Origin of the sequence: Maribacter polysiphoniae, assembly GCF_003148665.1 — a bacterium.
Classification (GTDB): domain Bacteria; phylum Bacteroidota; class Bacteroidia; order Flavobacteriales; family Flavobacteriaceae; genus Maribacter_A; species Maribacter_A polysiphoniae.
On record NZ_QGGQ01000009.1, the window covers coordinates 173593 to 191239 of the forward strand.

The 17647-nt window shown below is 41.9% G+C and carries 10 protein-coding genes; 7 read left to right on the plus strand and 3 right to left on the minus strand.

The window, feature by feature from the left end; all coding sequences use genetic code 11:
- Positions 1–9 precede the first annotated feature (9 nt).
- The 7 genes from LX92_RS16835 to LX92_RS16865 all read left to right on the plus strand — a co-directional run bounded on the left by LX92_RS16835 (position 10) and on the right by LX92_RS16865 (position 13413).
- Positions 10–1506 carry a RagB/SusD family nutrient uptake outer membrane protein gene (locus LX92_RS16835; RefSeq protein WP_109653152.1) on the plus strand — a complete coding sequence of 499 codons (1497 nt, stop codon included), beginning with the start codon at positions 10–12 and terminating at the stop codon, positions 1504–1506.
- A gap of 18 nt (positions 1507–1524) precedes the next feature.
- Positions 1525–3570, plus strand: coding sequence for a hypothetical protein (locus tag LX92_RS16840; RefSeq protein ID WP_190263567.1), 2046 nt, complete (start codon positions 1525–1527; stop codon positions 3568–3570).
- 25 nt (positions 3571–3595) lie between these two features.
- On the plus strand, positions 3596–5221 hold the full coding sequence (locus tag LX92_RS16845) for a glycoside hydrolase family 16 protein (RefSeq protein ID WP_109653154.1): 1626 nt from the start codon (positions 3596–3598) through the stop codon (positions 5219–5221).
- A 182-nt stretch (positions 5222–5403) separates the two neighbouring features.
- Positions 5404–6924, plus strand: a complete 1521-nt coding sequence (locus tag LX92_RS16850; RefSeq protein WP_109653156.1) for a glycoside hydrolase family 30 protein — start codon at positions 5404–5406, stop codon at positions 6922–6924.
- 65 nt (positions 6925–6989) lie between these two features.
- The gene (locus LX92_RS16855) at positions 6990–8531 is read left to right on the plus strand and encodes a sugar porter family MFS transporter (RefSeq protein ID WP_109653158.1); all 1542 of its coding nucleotides are present in this window, start codon (positions 6990–6992) and stop codon (positions 8529–8531) included.
- Between the two features lie 7 nt (positions 8532–8538).
- Positions 8539–9858, plus strand: coding sequence for a glycoside hydrolase family 2 TIM barrel-domain containing protein (locus tag LX92_RS16860; protein ID WP_109653160.1), 1320 nt, complete (start codon positions 8539–8541; stop codon positions 9856–9858).
- Between the two features lie 93 nt (positions 9859–9951).
- Complete coding sequence (locus LX92_RS16865; RefSeq protein ID WP_109653162.1) at positions 9952–13413, plus strand: hypothetical protein; 3462 nt, start codon at positions 9952–9954, stop codon at positions 13411–13413.
- A gap of 5 nt (positions 13414–13418) precedes the next feature.
- Here LX92_RS16865 and nadB read toward each other — a convergent pair whose 3' ends face one another.
- The 3 genes from nadB to rny form a co-directional block, all read right to left on the minus strand.
- Positions 13419–14984: an L-aspartate oxidase gene (gene nadB, locus LX92_RS16870; protein ID WP_109653164.1), complete on the minus strand. Its 1566-nt coding sequence runs from the start codon at positions 14982–14984 to the stop codon at positions 13419–13421.
- A gap of 4 nt (positions 14985–14988) precedes the next feature.
- Entirely contained in the window at positions 14989–15912 is a 924-nt protein-coding gene (gene nadA / locus LX92_RS16875) for a quinolinate synthase NadA (RefSeq protein ID WP_109653166.1), read from the minus strand.
- Between the two features lie 149 nt (positions 15913–16061).
- Positions 16062–17630 (minus strand): ribonuclease Y, encoded by a 1569-nt coding sequence (gene rny / locus LX92_RS16880; RefSeq protein WP_109653233.1) that lies wholly within the window; start codon positions 17628–17630, stop codon positions 16062–16064.
- Positions 17631–17647 lie beyond the last annotated feature (17 nt).

Genomic DNA, 17647 nt, shown 5'->3' on the forward strand with positions numbered 1-17647 from the left:
AATATCAGTATGAAAAATATAAAAAACAGTATAAGCCTAATCATCATACTTACAACCTTGGTTGGTTGTTCAGACGTGGTTGAATTTGACCCGCATGATGAATACGAAGTAACTGAGGTGGACTATCTACAGACACAATCAGATTATGAAACCATGGCCGTCAGTTGCTATACACCCACACAATGGCTCAACCAATTGGTGGTTATTGGTGATATCGCATCGGACAATGCCGTGGCCGGTGGTGAAAATGCATCCGATGTTGTTGCCTTACAGCAAATAGATGACCATGCCATATTAACCAATAACAGCACCCTTGAGGATTTATGGAAATCAGCTTACGAGGGCGTTAACAGAACCAATTACCTTATCAGCTATAAAGATGTTAACCTACTAGGCGAAACCGTTGAATTCGATGGAAAGGAAGCACTGTATGGCGAAGTTTATTTCTTAAGGGCCTATTACTATTTCAACTTGGTGAAAATGTTCGGAGACGTGGTGCTCTTTACCGACCATAAGCTGGGCCTATCGGATTTTGGTACTTTACAAAGGTCCCCCAAGGAGGATGTTTACGCACAAATCGAAATAGACCTACTTGACGCTATCAGTGTTTTACCAACAACACAATCGCAACAAGGAAGGATTACGAAATATGCGGCCCAAGCTTTGTTGGGTAAAGTATATTTATATCAAGAAAAATTCTCAGAGGCAGCCGCAATGCTAGAGAATGTGGTAAACGGCCCCTTTAGCTTAGTGTCCAATTTTGATGACATCTTTTTATTGGAAGGTGAAAACGGACCGGAATCGGTATACGAAGTACAATATTCCAACGGACAACCTTATTACAACTGGAGTGGCCAAACAAGAGGTCAAGGTAATTATGCCGTACAACAATGTGGTGTAAGAGGTTTGAACGGAACAGCAGAGATGCCCTACAACTCGGGCTGGAGCACGAATCTGCCAACCCAAGACCTTGCTGCTGCTTATGAAAATGGGGACCAAAGAAAAAATGCTACGGTTTTCGATGTGGAAGCATATGCCAATGACAATCCTGGTTTAAACGTAACCTATCAGGTGGCACCCTATAAAAATACTGATTTGTACAACAAAAAGTATTTACCTCGAAAAGGACAAACAAGCGGACAGGTAGAGTTGAATTACGAAAACAACCACCGCATAATTCGCTATTCCGAAGTTTTATTAATGGCTGCAGAAGCCAATTTGAGATCGGCCACACCTAATGTGCCTAAAGCACAAGGTTATTTAGACCAAGTACGCGATAGGGCCTTTGGCGATACAGACCATAGGGTTACTGCCACAGTTGATGCGATTTGGAACGAAAGACGTTTGGAGTTGGCTATGGAAGGGGATCGATTTTTTGATCTAGTAAGAACGGGACAAGCTGCTTCGGTCTTAGGAAGTGGATATAATTCAGCCACCAACGGACTTTTCCCCATTCCACAGAATGAAATTGAAATTTCCAACCTCACCCAAAACGATGGTTACTAATAACAAAAAGACTTTAAAATGAAAACATTAAAATATATTTTAAGTGCTATTGTCCTTTTGACCACCTTTTGGGGTTGCGAGGAGGATAACTTTGACAACCTCGATTTTGTTGGATCGGCGGCTGCCCCCACCAATGTTTCTGCATTATTCGGTGTTACCCAAGACAATACGGGACTCGTAACGATAACCCCGAATGGTGAAGGCGCGGTTTCCTATACCATTTATTATGGCGATGACACCCCAGAGGCCGAGACGGTTTCACAAGGGGAAAGTACAGCCCATACATATGCCGAAGGTTCTTATACTGTAAAGATTATTGCTTATGGTATCACAGGCAAATCTTCAGAAACCACCTTGCCTTTAGAAGTATCGTTCAAGGCCCCTGAAAATTTAGAGGTCACCATTGCCAATGATGAAGCGATATCTAAACAAGTGAACGTTACTGCAAATGCCGATTATGCCATTTCCTTTGATGTCTATTTTGGGGAAGAAGGTAATGACGATCCTGTTTCCGGCAATATAGGTGAAACGGTTTCTTATGTATATGCCGAACCTGGAACCTACACCATAAGGGTGGTTGCAAAAGGCGGTGCTATTGAAACTACCGATTATACACAGGAATTTGAAGCCGTGGCCATAGTACAACCCATAGCATCGGCCGCTACGCCACCAACAAGAAGTGAGGATGATGTGATATCCATTTATTCCTCAAAATACACCAACATCCTTGATGTGAATTACAATCCCGATTGGGGACAATCAGGTCAAGGAAGTGGTTATGCGGAGTTCGACCTGAATGGAGATACCATGTTACAATACATTAACCTGAGCTATCAGGGCATTCAATTTTCAGCAGCAGAGGACCTTACCTCCATGGAATACTTACATATGGATGTTTGGACAGCAGATGCTGAAACCTTGGAAACCTCGTTGATCAGCTTAACCAATGGTGAAAAACCAGTGGTTTCAGAATTGACCACTGATCAATGGACAAGTATCGATATTCCTATGTCCGCTTTTACAGACCAAGGTTTAACCGTGGCCGATATTCATCAACTTAAATTTGTAGGCACCCCTTGGGCTGGAGGAACAGTCTTTATCGACAACCTATATTTTTATAGGGCATCGACTGCTCAGATAGATGGGTCACTTCCTATAAATTTTGAATCCGACTATTTACTGAGCTCTTTCGACGGAGGCATTATTTCGACAGTCGAAAATCCAGATACTTCTGGAAACCCATCCGCTACGGTTTTGGAATTGGTCAAAGGTGACGGTCAAACTTGGGCAGGATCTAAAATAACCGTAGAAGATCCATACGATGTATCTGAGAACACTGTAGTTACTATGAAAGTATGGTCTCCTAGGGAAGGATTGAATGTATTGATGAAATTCGAGGATGATGCTGTTTGGCCCGATACTTCCGCCACAAGTGAAATAACGGCAACCACTACCGTTGCCAATGCTTGGGAAGAACTATCGTTTACCGTTACAGGAGTTGATTCCAGTCTTGATTATTATAATTTGGTATTGATCATGGATAATGGAACCGTAGGTGATGGTTCAAGTGATTATACAATCTATGTTGATGACATTTCAATCGCCTCATTCTTGGATTTTGAAGAAGATTATTCCATGAGTTCTTTTGATGGTGGATCTATGGCTACAGTTGAAAACCCAGATACCTCTGGCAATTCTTCCGCTACGGTAGCACAGTTGGTCAAAGGTGCTGGTCAAACTTGGGCAGGATCTAAAATAACCGCAGAGGAGCCTTTCGATATTGAAGAAGGCACCACGATCAAGATCAAGGTATGGTCACCACGGGAAGGATTGAATTTATTGATGAAATTCGAGGATGCTGCTGCTTGGCCAGACACTTCGGCTACAGATGAAATTACCGTCGCTACCACAGTTGCCAATACTTGGGAAGAACTAACGTATACCATTACAGGTGTTGATTCCAGTCTAGAATATTACAATTTGGTATTGATCATGGATAATGGAACAGTTGGTGATGGATCAAGCGATTATACCATCTACGTTGATGATATTTCACAAAACTAATAAGTCTAAATAATTAAATGAACTTATGAAAAATTCTAAAATATTATTTAAAACCATCTTCTTGGTACTGACGACCCTCTTGGTTTCGTGCGAAGAAAAAGAGTATGAATTCGGGGACATTATCGCGCCATCGAATTTGGACATCAATTCTGTAATTGTAGGTCAGGATACGGAAAACCCTTATGGGGATGGTTCTGGTGCCGTAAATTTTACAGCATCGGCATCGGACGCCCTTACCTATAAATATATTTATAATGGCAAGGAAGAAATGGCACCTACGGGGGAATTGACCATTAACTTCTCAACTACAGGGATAAATAATTACAATGTTACCGTACAAGCCTTCGGCAAAGCAGGTGTTAGTACTACGGAAACCATCGAAGTGGAAGTATTAGCCCTTTATTCCGCTCCCGATGATCTATTGGAAATGCTTTATGGTGACGGAGAAAAGACTTGGAGGGTTAAAGCTGAGTCCGTAGGTCATTTCGGCGTAGGTCCCGCAGACGGTACCTCACCTGACTGGTGGGCTGCTCCAGCTTATGATAAATCTGGCCTCGGGGCATATGACGACAGAATTACGTTTAAGTCCGATGGTACCGTTACGTATACTACCAATGGAACCATTTACGGTCAGGCCTCTGCTTTGGATGCGGATTACGGAATTTCATGGGAAGCCAATTCAAATAGCGAATATGAAAATTATCCCGTTGATGAATTTTCGGACACTTGGTCGTTGACTGCTCCCGAGGGTCAAGAAACCTTGAATTTTGATGGCAATGGTTTCCATGGCTTCTATGTGGGTGGCGATCATAGCTACGCCATTCTTGAACGTACGGATACTGAAATGACGATAAAAACTATTGGCGCAGATGGCCTTGGTTGGTTTGGTATATTGACTTCCGAAGAGGAACCTACAGACGAAGAAGCGACCGTTGATGTCACGTATTCCAATTTAATTTGGTCCGATGAGTTCGATACCGATGGGGCACCGGATACTGCCAAATGGACCTATGATATTGGAATAGGTTCCAATGGATGGGGCAATAATGAATCCCAATATTACACCAATAGAGCCGATAACGTAACCATATCCGAAGGTACGTTAAAGATTACGGCCAAAAAGGAAAGTTACGAAGGGTCTGAATATACCTCTGCTAGAATGAAAACCCAAGACTTGTTTGAGTTTACCCATGGTAGGGTCGATGTTCGAGCAAAATTACCAGCAGGGGGCGGAACATGGCCTGCCCTTTGGATGTTGGGAGCGAATTTTGAAACAGTAAGCTGGCCTGCTTGTGGGGAGATAGATATTATGGAGCATGTGGGTAACGACGAAGGTACCGTACATGGTTCCATTCACAATACCTCAAGTTCTGGTGCAACTATAAATACCGGTGAAACAACAGTAAGCGATGCTACTTCCGAATTTCATGTGTATTCGGTAAACTGGTCAGAAGATGAGATTTCATTCTTAGTAGATGATGAAATTTTCTATACCTACAGCCCAGACCCAAAAGATGGGGATACTTGGCCATTTGACGCCGATCAGTTCATTATCATGAATGTTGCCATGGGTGGCAACTTCGGAGGGGCTATAGATACCTCTTTTACAGAAGCAACGATGGAGGTTGATTACGTTAGGGTTTATCAATAATAGTTAGATTGAGTTTTGTTTGAGTTTTAAAAAAGGTTAGCGTAATACCTAACCTTTTTTATCTTAAACCGTTTCATAATCCATACCCAATCAAACGGAATAAAAACATGGGAATCCGTAACGTCATCCACTGGAATTCCATAGATATGATTTTACAGCAATAAATTCCAACCATCAATACAATGAGAAGTTTAAACAGAAGTGGTTTTTTATTCAGCGTAACGGCATTCTTCCTATTGCCACTGTTATTGACAAACTGTACACCCAAAAATAAAAAAATCGAGGAAAGCTCCACCGGGAAACCTTCCATCGAAATAAATGGGATTTCGGTCCATACAATGAAAGGTAATATCTATACCACCGCCCATAAGACCGATTTAAAACTTACCAAAACAGGGACGGTATCATTCGGTGACACCGAACAGCCCCTAGAAACTGAAATAGATATTTATGTAAATCCGAACAAACAATTTCAATCACTAGTGGGCATAGGCGCAGCCTTGACCGATGCCGCTGCCGAGACTTTTTATAAACTTTCGAAAGATAACCAAGAAAAATTCCTGGAAGCCTATTTCGATAAGGACAAAGGCATCGGCTATTCCTTAGGCCGTACCATTATCCATAGCTGTGACTTTTCATCGGGTAGCTATACCTATGTTGATGAAGGTGATGCCGAACTAAAAACGTTCAATATAGCCCACGATCGTAAATATCGCTTGCCTTTTACTAAAAAGGCTATCGCCGCTACAGGGGGTAAATTAACCATGTATGCAAGTCCATGGAGTCCACCCGCATTTATGAAAACCAATAACAACATGTTGCAGGGCGGTAAACTGAAACCGGAATTTTATCAATCTTGGGCCAATTATTATGTGAAGTTCATCGAGGCATACGAGGCGGAAGGTATTCCTATCTGGGGGTTGACCATCCAAAATGAGCCCATGGCCGTACAGCGATGGGAATCATGTATATACACCGCTGAAGAAGAACGCGATTTTCTCAAGAATCACCTGGGACCAACTTTGGAAAAAGCAGGTATGTCAAATAAAAATGTTATTGTTTGGGACCACAATAGGGATTTACTCTTTCAAAGGGCAAGTATTATCTTGGACGATCCTGATGCTGCAAAATATGTATGGGGTACCGGTTTTCATTGGTATGAGGATTGGAAAGACGGTATACCCATGTTTGATCATGTTCAAAGGGTACATGAGGCGTATCCCGATAAAAATCTAATATTCACTGAAGGGTGTAACGAAGGCTATGACATTGACCAAATAGATGAACCTAGGCTTGCCGAACGCTACGGAAGGTCTATGATCAATGATTTCAACAATGGCACAGTGGCATGGACCGATTGGAACATCCTACTGGATGAAACCGGGGGACCAAACCATGTGGGCAATCTATGTTTCGCACCTGTTCACGGGAATACGAAAACCGGTGAACTTATGTTCACGAATTCCTATTACTATATTGGTCATTTCTCCAAGTTCATCCGGCCCGGCGCAAAAAGAATCAGTAGTGTTTCCTCCTCAAACAGCTTACTGTCCACCGCATTCATCAATGAGGACGGCAGCATTGCCATAATTACCATGAATCAGAGTGATAAGACATTGCAATATAGTATAACCATCGCTGAAAACAAGGCAGATATCGACCTTCCAGCCCATGGCATTCAGACCATCCTATTATCCGAATAAAAGACTTAAATTAGAGAAGAAAAGAGATTGTAACCAGAATCAATTAACCACTAAATACCATAACCATGCAAAAAGCCGATACCGTTGTAAAAATGAATAATACTTATACCATTCTTATAAGTCTCATTGTGGCCTTAGGGGGTTTTTTATTGGGTTTTGACAGCGCCGTTATCTCGGGTGCTGTAAAGGGAATAACGGTTTATTTTGAGATGACCGAATTGATGTTGGGTTTTGCAGTAGGCTGTGTGGTTTTTGGTGCAATGGCCGGAAACATCGTGGCAGGCCCTATGGCCGATAAATTCGGCAGAAAAAAAGTACTCATTGTCGTTGCCGCTCTTTTTACCATCTCGGCAACATGGTCGGCCATGGCCACTGGCTATACCGAATTCATTATTGCCCGGATCATCGGTGGCATCGGTATTGGAGGTGCCATTTTGATCGCCCCGATTTATATTGCTGAAATTGCCCCACCCAAATTAAGGGGCAGTTTGGTATCCTTCAATCAATTGAATATTGTAATTGGGATATCAGTGGCCTATTTCTCCAATTATTTTTTGGTGAATCTGGAAGGGGAAAGTTGGAAATGGATGTTAGGGGTCGAAGCCATTCCCGCACTTATTTACTTTCTTGCATTATGGACCGTACCCCGTAGTCCAAGATGGTTGATCCTAAAATTGAACAAAGTGGAATTGGCGCAAAAAACATTACAAAAAATCGGTGGTGATGCCTATGCCGAAGTAACCATTGCCGAAATTCAACGGGGCATTGACAAAAAAGAGGAAAAAGGCAAGCTTTCGGATATTTTCAAAAGTAAGTATGCAACCATAATGATCATTGCCTTGGGTATTGCGTTCTTTCAACAAATAACCGGAATCAATGCCGTATTTTATTATGCGCCAACCATCTTTGAACAAGCAGGTGGCAGTACCGATTCATCCTTTCTGCAGGCTATTGTAGTCGGACTTACCAATTTGGTTTTTACGTTGGTGGCGATATGGTTGATTGACAGGCTAGGGAGAAAACCCTTATTGTTGATAGGAACAACATTTATGACCATCGCGCTTTTAATGGCAGCTATGGCCTTCAATAATGCCACTTACGATTTTAATGAAACCACATTGTCTAAAATCGGGGATCCCGAGATAAAAAATGCATTGATTGATTTGGAAGGAAAATCCTTTGACAGTCAGGCTGCACTTTTCGCGGAAATCGAACCTAAATTAAAACAAGAACAGTTCTTGGACTTCAAGCGAAACCAGATTACCAATTTTATCCAAATCAATGCGACCTTGGTATTAATTGCCATTCTCCTTTATGTGGCCTCATTCGCTATTTCACTTGGCCCTGTTATGTGGACATTGCTTTCTGAGATATTCCCGAATAAAATAAAGGGCATTGCCATATCCGTTGTTGGCTTTTTCAATTCATTGGTCAGTTTTTCGGTCACCCAGGTATTTCCATGGGAACTTTCATCCCTAGGGCCCACAGCCACATTCGGTATTTATGCGCTCTTATCGTTCTGCGCCATCCTCTTTGTGTACAAATTTGTCATAGAAACCAAAGGGAAAACCCTAGAAGAAGTAGAAGAATTATTAATTAGAAAATAAACATAAAATGAAGCATATATTGATCCTATTCTCCTTTTTGGTGCTTTTCTCCTGCAAAGAGAATACGGCCAACAAGCAAGCAAAAAGCGAGTCCGAAAAACCAAATGGTCCCGCAAAAGTAGAAATACAGAACAAGGACGGTAAATACAGATTACTGGTCAATAACAAGGAATTCTATATTAAAGGTGCAGGATTGGAATTTGGCAATATCGAATCCTTGGCCCAACACAACGGAAATTCTTTCAGGACATGGCGTACCGAGAACGGTAAAAGACCGGCCTTGGAAGTATTGGATGAAGCCCATACGAATGGCCTCATGGTCACTATGGGTATTGAAGTTGCCAGGGAACGACATGGTTTTGATTACAATGATTCGATTGCTGTGAAAAATCAGTTTGAGGATATCAAAAAACAAGTACTTGCATTAAAGGACCATCCTGCACTGATGATCTGGGGTATAGGTAATGAATTGAATCTCCATTACACCAATCCGAAAGTATGGGATGCCGTGAACGACATTTCCAAAATGATCCATGAAGTGGATCCCAACCATTTGACCACCACAAGTTTGGCCGGTATTTCCCAAAAGGAAGTCACTTTGATAAAAGAGAAATGTTCCGATCTTGATATCCTTTCGGTTCAGATGTATGGTGATCTTCCCGATCTACCGAATTTGGTAAAGAAATTCGGTTGGACAGGTCCTTATATGGTAACGGAATGGGGAGCCACCGGTCATTGGGAAGTACCCACAACAAAATGGGGAGCCCCTATCGAGGACAACAGCACGGTAAAAGCAGCGAATTACCTAAAACGTTACAAAGGGGGCATCGAAGCCGATTCCCTACAATGCATCGGATCTTATGTGTTCTTATGGGGCAACAAACAAGAACGTACCCCTACTTGGTATGGTATTTTTCTTGAGGATGGAAAGGAAACCGAATCTGTTGACGTAATGCATTATATCTGGAATGGCACTTGGCCAGACAACAGAACCCCGCAAATAGTGTCCTATACCCTAAATGGCAAAACCGCCTTGGAAAGCGTTGTTCTAAAAGCAAATGAGGTCGCCAATGCCAAGGTCGAGATCAAGGATTTCGAAAATGACGCGATTACCTATAAATGGGAGATTTTACCAGAGAGCACCGACCTCAAAGACGGAGGCGATTATGAAGAACGTCCTAAGGCCGTCACTTTGGATAGTATCAAAAATAGCCCAGGAAAACTTTCCTTCAAAGCTCCGGAAAAAGGACATTATAGGCTATTTATTTATGCCAATGATGGGCAAAACCATTCGGCTACCGCCAATATCCCTTTTATGGTAGACTAACAAACACAATCTTTTGAATAGGGAAACCACAGTAAAGAATAACACCTTCTATCGGGGTTTCCCCTTTTATCAAATCAAAACGCAACCCATACCATGACCATCGATCATTTATACATTGGCAACAGCATATCCGCTATAAAGGAATTGAACGTAAAAGGTGAATTCGTCCAAATCGATAATGAAAGCTTTTATAAAATATCGAATAGCAATGCTATGAGACCTTTTTTCATGAGTATCGTTAGCGATTCCAACCATTGGATGTTTTTATCGAGCAATGGGGGGTTGACCGCTGGTCGTAAGAACAGCGATTATGCACTTTTCCCTTACTATACCGATGATAAGATTACTGAGTTTGCAGAATCAACAGGTAGCAAGACCATCCTTCTCGTAAAATCAAAGGGGAAGACCTTTCTCTGGGAGCCCTTCTCCGAGAGATATTCCAACATTTATGATATCACTCGAAACCTCTACAAAAACAGTTATGGCAACAAGGTGATTTTTGAGGAAACCAATAATGACCTTGGTCTTACTTTTCAATACCAATGGAACTCGAGCAACGAATTCGGTTTTGTAAAAAAATCGAGAATCATTAACCAAACAGACCATAAGGTTGAAGTTTCCGTACTGGATGGCATTCAGAATATCATGCCATACGGCGTCCCCGAGGACATGCAAAACACACGTAGCAATTTGGTCGATGCCTATAAGAAAAGTGAACTGGAAACCGATACGGGTTTGGGTATATACGCCTTGAGTGCTATAATCGTTGATAAGGCCGAACCTAGTGAAGCGTTAAAATCGAACATCGCTTGGTCCCTCGGAATCGATGTTGACACCTATTTACTATCCTCCAAACAACTGGAAGCCTTTAGACGCGGAAAAAACATAACATCCGAAATCAATATCCGGGCAGAGAAAGGAGCCTATTTCATTAAATCAGACATCTCCCTGAATTCAAAATCGGAAAAAAGTTGGATGATCATTGCCGATGTAAACCAAACCATTTCCGCGATAAACCTATTATCGGAAAGGATTCTTAAAGAAGGAGATCTTATTGAATCCATTGAAAAGGATATCAGCAATGGAACAAGGCAATTGATTGATCTTACCATAGCTGCCGATGGTTTGCAACTCACAGCGGACAGATTGATCAACACAAGGCATTTTGCCAATACCCTTTTCAATATTATGCGTGGTGGGATTTTTGACCATAATTACCAAATTGAAAAGTCGGATTTTATCCCATACATTGAAAAAGCCAACAGGCAGGTAGCTAAAGAACAGAAAGAATTACTTGATGATTTACCAGGTATTTTTTCTTTATCCACCGTAAAGGAAATGGCAGCACAAAGTGATGATAGCGACTTTAAAAGACTTTGTTTTGAGTACCTACCCCTAAAATTCAGTAGAAGACATGGTGACCCGAGTCGCCCTTGGAACAAATTTTCAATCAACACCAAAAGTGAATTGGACGGCTCCAAGATCCTGGATTACCAAGGTAATTGGAGGGATATTTTTCAAAATTGGGAGGCATTGGCCCACTCCTATCCTGAGTTTATGGAGCATATGATCCATAAATTCCTTAACGCCACCACCTTTGAAGGGTACAACCCCTATCGTGTAACAAAAGACGGATTTGATTGGGAGGTCATAGAAGAAAACGACCCTTGGTCCTTTATAGGGTACTGGGGCGATCATCAGATCATTTACCTTCTAAAGTTTTTGGAATTTATAGAAAACCACAACCCGAATAAACTTGCGAGTTATTTTAATCAGGAATTATTCGTTTACGCCAATGTTCCTTATAAAATAAAGAGCTATCCCGATACGCTCAAGAATCCCAAAGACACTATTGGGTTCGATGCCCCTTTGGATTTCGAATTGGCAGAAAGAAAAAACAAGTTGGGTGCCGATGGCGCCTTACTGACTATCGATGATGAAGGTATTTATCATGTGAATCTGATTGAAAAACTACTGGCCACTGTCCTGTCCAAAGTGTCGAATTTCATTCCCGAAGGCGGAATTTGGTTAAATACACAACGCCCCGAATGGAATGATGCCAATAATGCCCTTGTCGGAAATGGCGTGTCAATGGTCACGCTCTATTATCTAAGGCGTTTCGTCAAATTCTTCGGAAAGCTGATTGAGGCCTTGCCAGAAGGCGCCCCAATCTCCAAAGAACTCAAATTGTTTTTTGACCAAGTGGTCACAACCCTGGAAACCCACAAGCATATTCTAGATGGTAAAATTACCGATAGGGACAGAAAACTTGTTCTGGATGGTTTGGGCAATGCAGGTAGCACCTATAGATCTTCGATTTATGCTAAAGGTTTTTCGAACCAAAAAGAGATGGTTTCCAAAACTGAATTAGCATCTTTCTTGGCGATTGCGGAAAAATTCTTCGACCATACGATTGATGCGAATCAAAGAGTGGATAAATTATACCATTCATATAATTTAATGACGGTTGTGGATGACAGCGAAATCTCAATTTCCTATTTGAATGAAATGCTCGAAGGGCAGGTTGCCGTTTTAAGTTCAGGTAAACTAAGTCCAAAAGCGGCCTTGGAACTATTGGATGCGTTAAAGCAGAGTGCTTTATACCGGGCAGACCAGAACAGTTACATACTCTACCCCAATAAGGAATTAAAACGATTTAAGGACAAAAACAACATCCCCAAGGATTTTATTGCCAAATCACAACTTGCACAGCAGCTTTTAAAGGACGGCAACACCCAAATCATTGAAAAGGATATCTTGGGGCACTATCATTTCAATGGTAATTTCAATAATGCCAATAGTCTTGAAAAAGCCTTGTCCCAGTTAACGATTGACGCCTATGGATCGCTTGTGGAAAAGGATACGGATTTGCTTTTAGAGGCTTTTGAGAATGTCTTTGACCATAAATCGTTCACAGGAAGATCTGGAACATTTTTTGGCTACGAAGGTTTAGGTTCTATATATTGGCATATGGTTTCCAAGCTGTTGTTGGCGGTCCAGGAAAATTGTCTTACCGCCATCAATACCAATGAAAGCGATAATGTCATTCTTCGATTGAAAGCGCACTATCAAGAAATTTTCGAAGGTATCGGAGTACACAAATCCCCGGAATTGTACGGGGCATTCCCCACAGACCCCTACTCCCACACCCCTGCAGGCAAAGGTGCCCAACAACCTGGAATGACTGGACAGGTCAAAGAGGATATTTTAAGTAGGTTTGGTGAACTGGGTGTTTTTGTTGTAAAAGGGAAGCTACAGTTTAATCCAAAACTATTGCGAAAAGAAGAATTTCTAAACACCGACGAGGTTTTCAGGTATGTTACCGTTGATGGCGAACCCAAGGAAATATCCTTAACAGCCAATTCATTGTGCTTTAGCTATTGCCAAATACCAATTGTATATAAACGTATGGACAAGAAAGGATTGGTCGTTTTATTTAAGGATGGGACTTCGAAAAATTACAATGACCTGTATTTGGATAAGGATTTAAGTCGCAAGGTTTTTAAACGGGAGGGTACGATTGAACAAATCATCGTGCATATTCCAAAGGAATGAGCATATCATTTCCCTTCTTTCTGATAATCCTTATTGAAATACCCGCCCCTATTTTCTTTTTGTTCGAGGGATTGACTGATGATCACATGGGCAACGTTAACCATATTCCTTAGTTCACAAAGCGTTGTGGTGATTTTGGATTCCTTATACAATTCCTCTACTTCCCGATATATCAAATCCAAACGGGCAATGGCCTTATGCAATCTTTTATTGCTACGTACAATTCCGACATAGTTACGCATTAATGCCTGCAATTCCTTCAAATTGTGTTGGATCAAAACATGCTCCTTGGGTATGCTCGTTCCCTCATCATTCCAATCGGGAATATTCAAGGGTCTTGAATCCAAGGTATCCACACTTAGATATTTAAAAATGTTATGGGCATAGACCAAGGCTTCCAAAAGCGAATTGGATGCCAATCTATTGGCCCCATGCAATCCGGTTCTTGAACATTCCCCACAAGCGAATAAATTATCTATGGATGTCTTTCCTTGTTTATCAACTACAATTCCGCCACACAGGTAATGGGAAGCCGGAACGACCGGAATCCAATCCTTCTCGACATCAATATGGTATTCCAGACATTTATCATAGATATTGGGGAAATGCTTTTTGAATGCGACCATGTCTAGATGGGTACAATCAAGAAAAACGTGTGTATCCCCACTTTTCTTCAATTCATTATCGATACATTGGGAAACAATATCCCTTGAAGCCAACTCTGCCCTATCATCATAATCAGGCATAAACCGATATCCGGCCTTATTACGCAGGTAAGCCCCAAATCCCCGAACAGCCTCAGAAATCAAAAAATAAGACCCTCCTTCCGGGTTATATAATGCCGTAGGGTGAAATTGAATGAATTCCATATCCTTTATCAAGGCTTTTGCCCTATAGGCCATGGCAATACCGTCACCTGTTGCAATGATAGGATTGGTCGTATGCCCATACACCCGGCCAATACCTCCAGAGGCCAATAAGGTATGGTCTGCCTTTATCGTAAGTATTTCCCCGTTTTTTTGGTTCAACACATAAGCCCCATAACAAGAAATACCATTGGCACTTTGTCTTTCCAACTGGTGATCGGTAATTAGATTAATGGCGAAATGGTGCGCCAAAAGTTCAATATTCGGTAATTGATGTACGCGTTGTAAAAGGGCCCGTTCAACTTCGTAACCCGTAACATCCTTATGATGTACAACCCGATATTCTGAATGTCCACCTTCCTTGCCCAAATCAAAATCACCTTCCGAATTCAAGTCAAAATTGGCTTCCCATGCAATCAGTTCCTTAAGTCGTTTTGGTCCTTCCTTAACGACCATTTCCACCACATCCTTATCGCAAAGTCCATCACCCGCAACCAAGGTGTCGTGAATATGTTTTTGAAAGGAATCCTCTTCCATATCCAATACCACGGCAATCCCACCCTGGGCGTACTTGGTGTTCGATTCATCCTCATCGCCCTTAGTAACAATGATGATATTCCTTTCTGGGTGTTTTTCGGCCATTTTAACCGCGAAGGTAAGGCCGGCAACCCCGGAGCCAATAACTAAATAATTTGTTTTAACCATAATCTTAGGAAAGGTCCAACATTCGTTGAATAGGTATCAATGCTTTCTCCATTGTTTCTTTTGGGACACTTACCTCTGGTGTTTCGTTAAGCAAACAATCGTGAAGTTTTTGAAGGGTATTTACTTTCATATAGGCACATTCACTACAGGCGCAGGTATTGTCCTCTTGTGTGGGTGCCGGAATCAATTCTGCCTCAGGAACCTCCTGTTTCATTTTATGTAAGATACCAACCTCTGTGGCAACAATGAATTTGTTCTTGGGATGCTCTTTGACGAAATTTATCATTCCTGCCGTTGAACCAATATAGTTGGCCGTTTTTAAAATATGATCTTCGGATTCTGGATGGGCAATGATCAATGCATCTGGATGTTTTTTGAATATCTCCAACAATTTATCCAAACTGAAAGCCTCGTGTACTACGCAGCTACCATCCCAAAGGACCATATCCCTACCTGTCTCTTTCTGTATATATTTACCTAAATTTTTGTCCGGCGCGAAAATAATGGGTTGATCCTTAGGCAATGATTCCACGATCTTCAAGGCATTTGAGGAAGTGCATACGATATCGGTCAAGGCCTTGACTTCCGCAGAGCAATTCACATAGGTGATAACGGTATGTCCCGGATGTGCCTTGATGAATTCCCCAAACTGCTCGGGCGGACAAGAGTCTGCCAAGGAACACCCTGCATTGAGGTCGGGCAGTAGTACCTTCTTTTCGGGATTCAGGATTTTTGCGGTTTCTGCCATAAAATGGACACCGGCAAATACGATGACATCTGCATCGGTTTCAGCCGCTTTCTGCGACAAACCTAGGCTATCACCCACATAATCAGCGATATCCTGAATTTCAGGATATTGGTAATAATGCGCCAATATAACCGCATTCTTTTCTTTCTTGAGTTTTTCGATTTCTTCCTTAAGGTTCATCACAAGACTTTAAAATACCCACAAATTTAAGTCAATCTGCCCTATAAAAAAATAACATCGATCATTCTTTATCCCAATTGTACTTCCGCATACCAAACAAAAAAAGGGGCTTTAAGGCCCCTTTTTAATTCTATATGTACTTCATTACGTTATTTCGCGACGTTTACGGATCGGGTTTCCCGAATCACTGTAACCTTTACTTGACCGGGATAAGTCATATCGGTCTGTATCTTTTGGGATATTTCAAAGGACAATTGTGCCGCCTTATCATCGCTCACCTTCTCACTTTCGACAATTACCCGAAGTTCCCTACCGGCTTGTATCGCATAGGCTTTTTGAACGCCGTTGAATGCAAAGGCAATTTCTTCCAAGTCTTTAAGACGTTGAATATACGAATCCAATACTTGGCGTCTCGCACCCGGTCTCGCACCACTAATGGCATCACAAACCTGAATGATGGGAGAAATCAATGTCTTCATCTCAATTTCATCGTGGTGGGCTCCAATGGCATTGCATACGTCTGGTTTTTCACCATACTTCTCTGCCCATTGCATACCTAATATAGCATGTGGTGTTTCTACCTCAGCCTCGGTATTCGGAACCTTACCTATATCGTGAAGAAGTCCGGCCCGTTTCGCCAATTTAGGATTCAATCCTAATTCTGCCGCCATTACCCCACAAAGTTTTGCAACCTCCCTGGAGTGTTGCAGAAGGTTTTGGCCATATGAAGAACGGTATTTCATTCTACCAACCGCTTTGATCAATTCGGGATGTAATCCATGGATACCCAAATCGATAACGGTTCGTTTACCTATTTCTACGATTTCTTGCTCAATTTGTTTTTCGGTCTTACGTACGATTTCCTCAATACGTGCCGGATGGATTCTTCCATCTGTCACCAATTTGTGCAACGACAATCGCGCTATTTCCCTTCGAACGGAATCAAAACAAGAAAGAATAATGGCTTCCGGTGTATCATCGACAATGATCTCTACCCCAGTTGCTGCCTCAATGGCTCGGATATTCCTACCCTCACGGCCAATGATCCGTCCTTTAACATCATCGGATTCCAAGTTAAAAACAGAAACACAATTTTCTACCGCTTCCTCGGTTCCGATTCTTTGAATGGTATTAATGACTATTTTTCTTGCCTCCTGTTGTGCCGTTAGCTTAGCCTCTTCCAGCGTAGTCTGCAAGTAAACCATGGCATCGGTTTTGGCGGTCTCTTTCAAGGACTCCATTAACTGGCTTTTAGCCTCCTCGGCAGACAGTCCGGAAATAACTTCCAATTGTTGCACCTGATTGTTATGCAGTTTCTCCAATTCAGCTTGTTTCTTTTCGAAGAACTCCTCTTTATGCAAGACATCCTTGATCTTACGGTCAAGTTGCTCATTGAGTTTTTTGCTCTTCGCCAGCTCATTGCTTACTTGGGATTCCTTGTCCCTTGTCCGTTTTTCTGCCTCGGCGATTTTCTTATCCTTATTGATAATCACTTTCTCGTGCTCGGCCTTTAGTTCCAAGAACTTTTCCTTGGCCTGGAAAATTTTGTCTTTCTTTACGTTCTCCCCTTCAATATTTGCTTCCTTAAGGATTGTGCTGGCCTCCTTTTTTGCATTGGCGACGGTCTTTGAAGCTTTTCCTTTTTCTAAGATCTTCGCGACAACGAATCCGATAATAAGACCCGCTAATCCGACTAATATAAGTGTGGTACTGTCCATAGTTTCAAATTTTAATA

Bases quoted from the DNA above. Each gene is read 5' to 3' on its own strand.
- rny (WP_109653233.1), bottom strand. From the start codon at position 17,630: ATGGACAGTACCACACTTATATTAGTCGGATTAGCGGGTCTTATTATC.
- LX92_RS16855 (WP_109653158.1), top strand. From the start codon at position 6,990: ATGCAAAAAGCCGATACCGTTGTAAAAATGAATAATACTTATACCATT.
- LX92_RS16850 (WP_109653156.1), top strand. From the start codon at position 5,404: ATGAGAAGTTTAAACAGAAGTGGTTTTTTATTCAGCGTAACGGCATTC.
- nadB (WP_109653164.1), bottom strand. From the start codon at position 14,984: ATGGTTAAAACAAATTATTTAGTTATTGGCTCCGGGGTTGCCGGCCTT.
- LX92_RS16845 (WP_109653154.1), top strand. From the start codon at position 3,596: ATGAAAAATTCTAAAATATTATTTAAAACCATCTTCTTGGTACTGACG.
- LX92_RS16860 (WP_109653160.1), top strand. From the start codon at position 8,539: ATGAAGCATATATTGATCCTATTCTCCTTTTTGGTGCTTTTCTCCTGC.
- LX92_RS16840 (WP_190263567.1), top strand. From the start codon at position 1,525: ATGAAAACATTAAAATATATTTTAAGTGCTATTGTCCTTTTGACCACC.
- LX92_RS16835 (WP_109653152.1), top strand. From the start codon at position 10: ATGAAAAATATAAAAAACAGTATAAGCCTAATCATCATACTTACAACC.
- nadA (WP_109653166.1), bottom strand. From the start codon at position 15,912: ATGAACCTTAAGGAAGAAATCGAAAAACTCAAGAAAGAAAAGAATGCG.
- LX92_RS16865 (WP_109653162.1), top strand. From the start codon at position 9,952: ATGACCATCGATCATTTATACATTGGCAACAGCATATCCGCTATAAAG.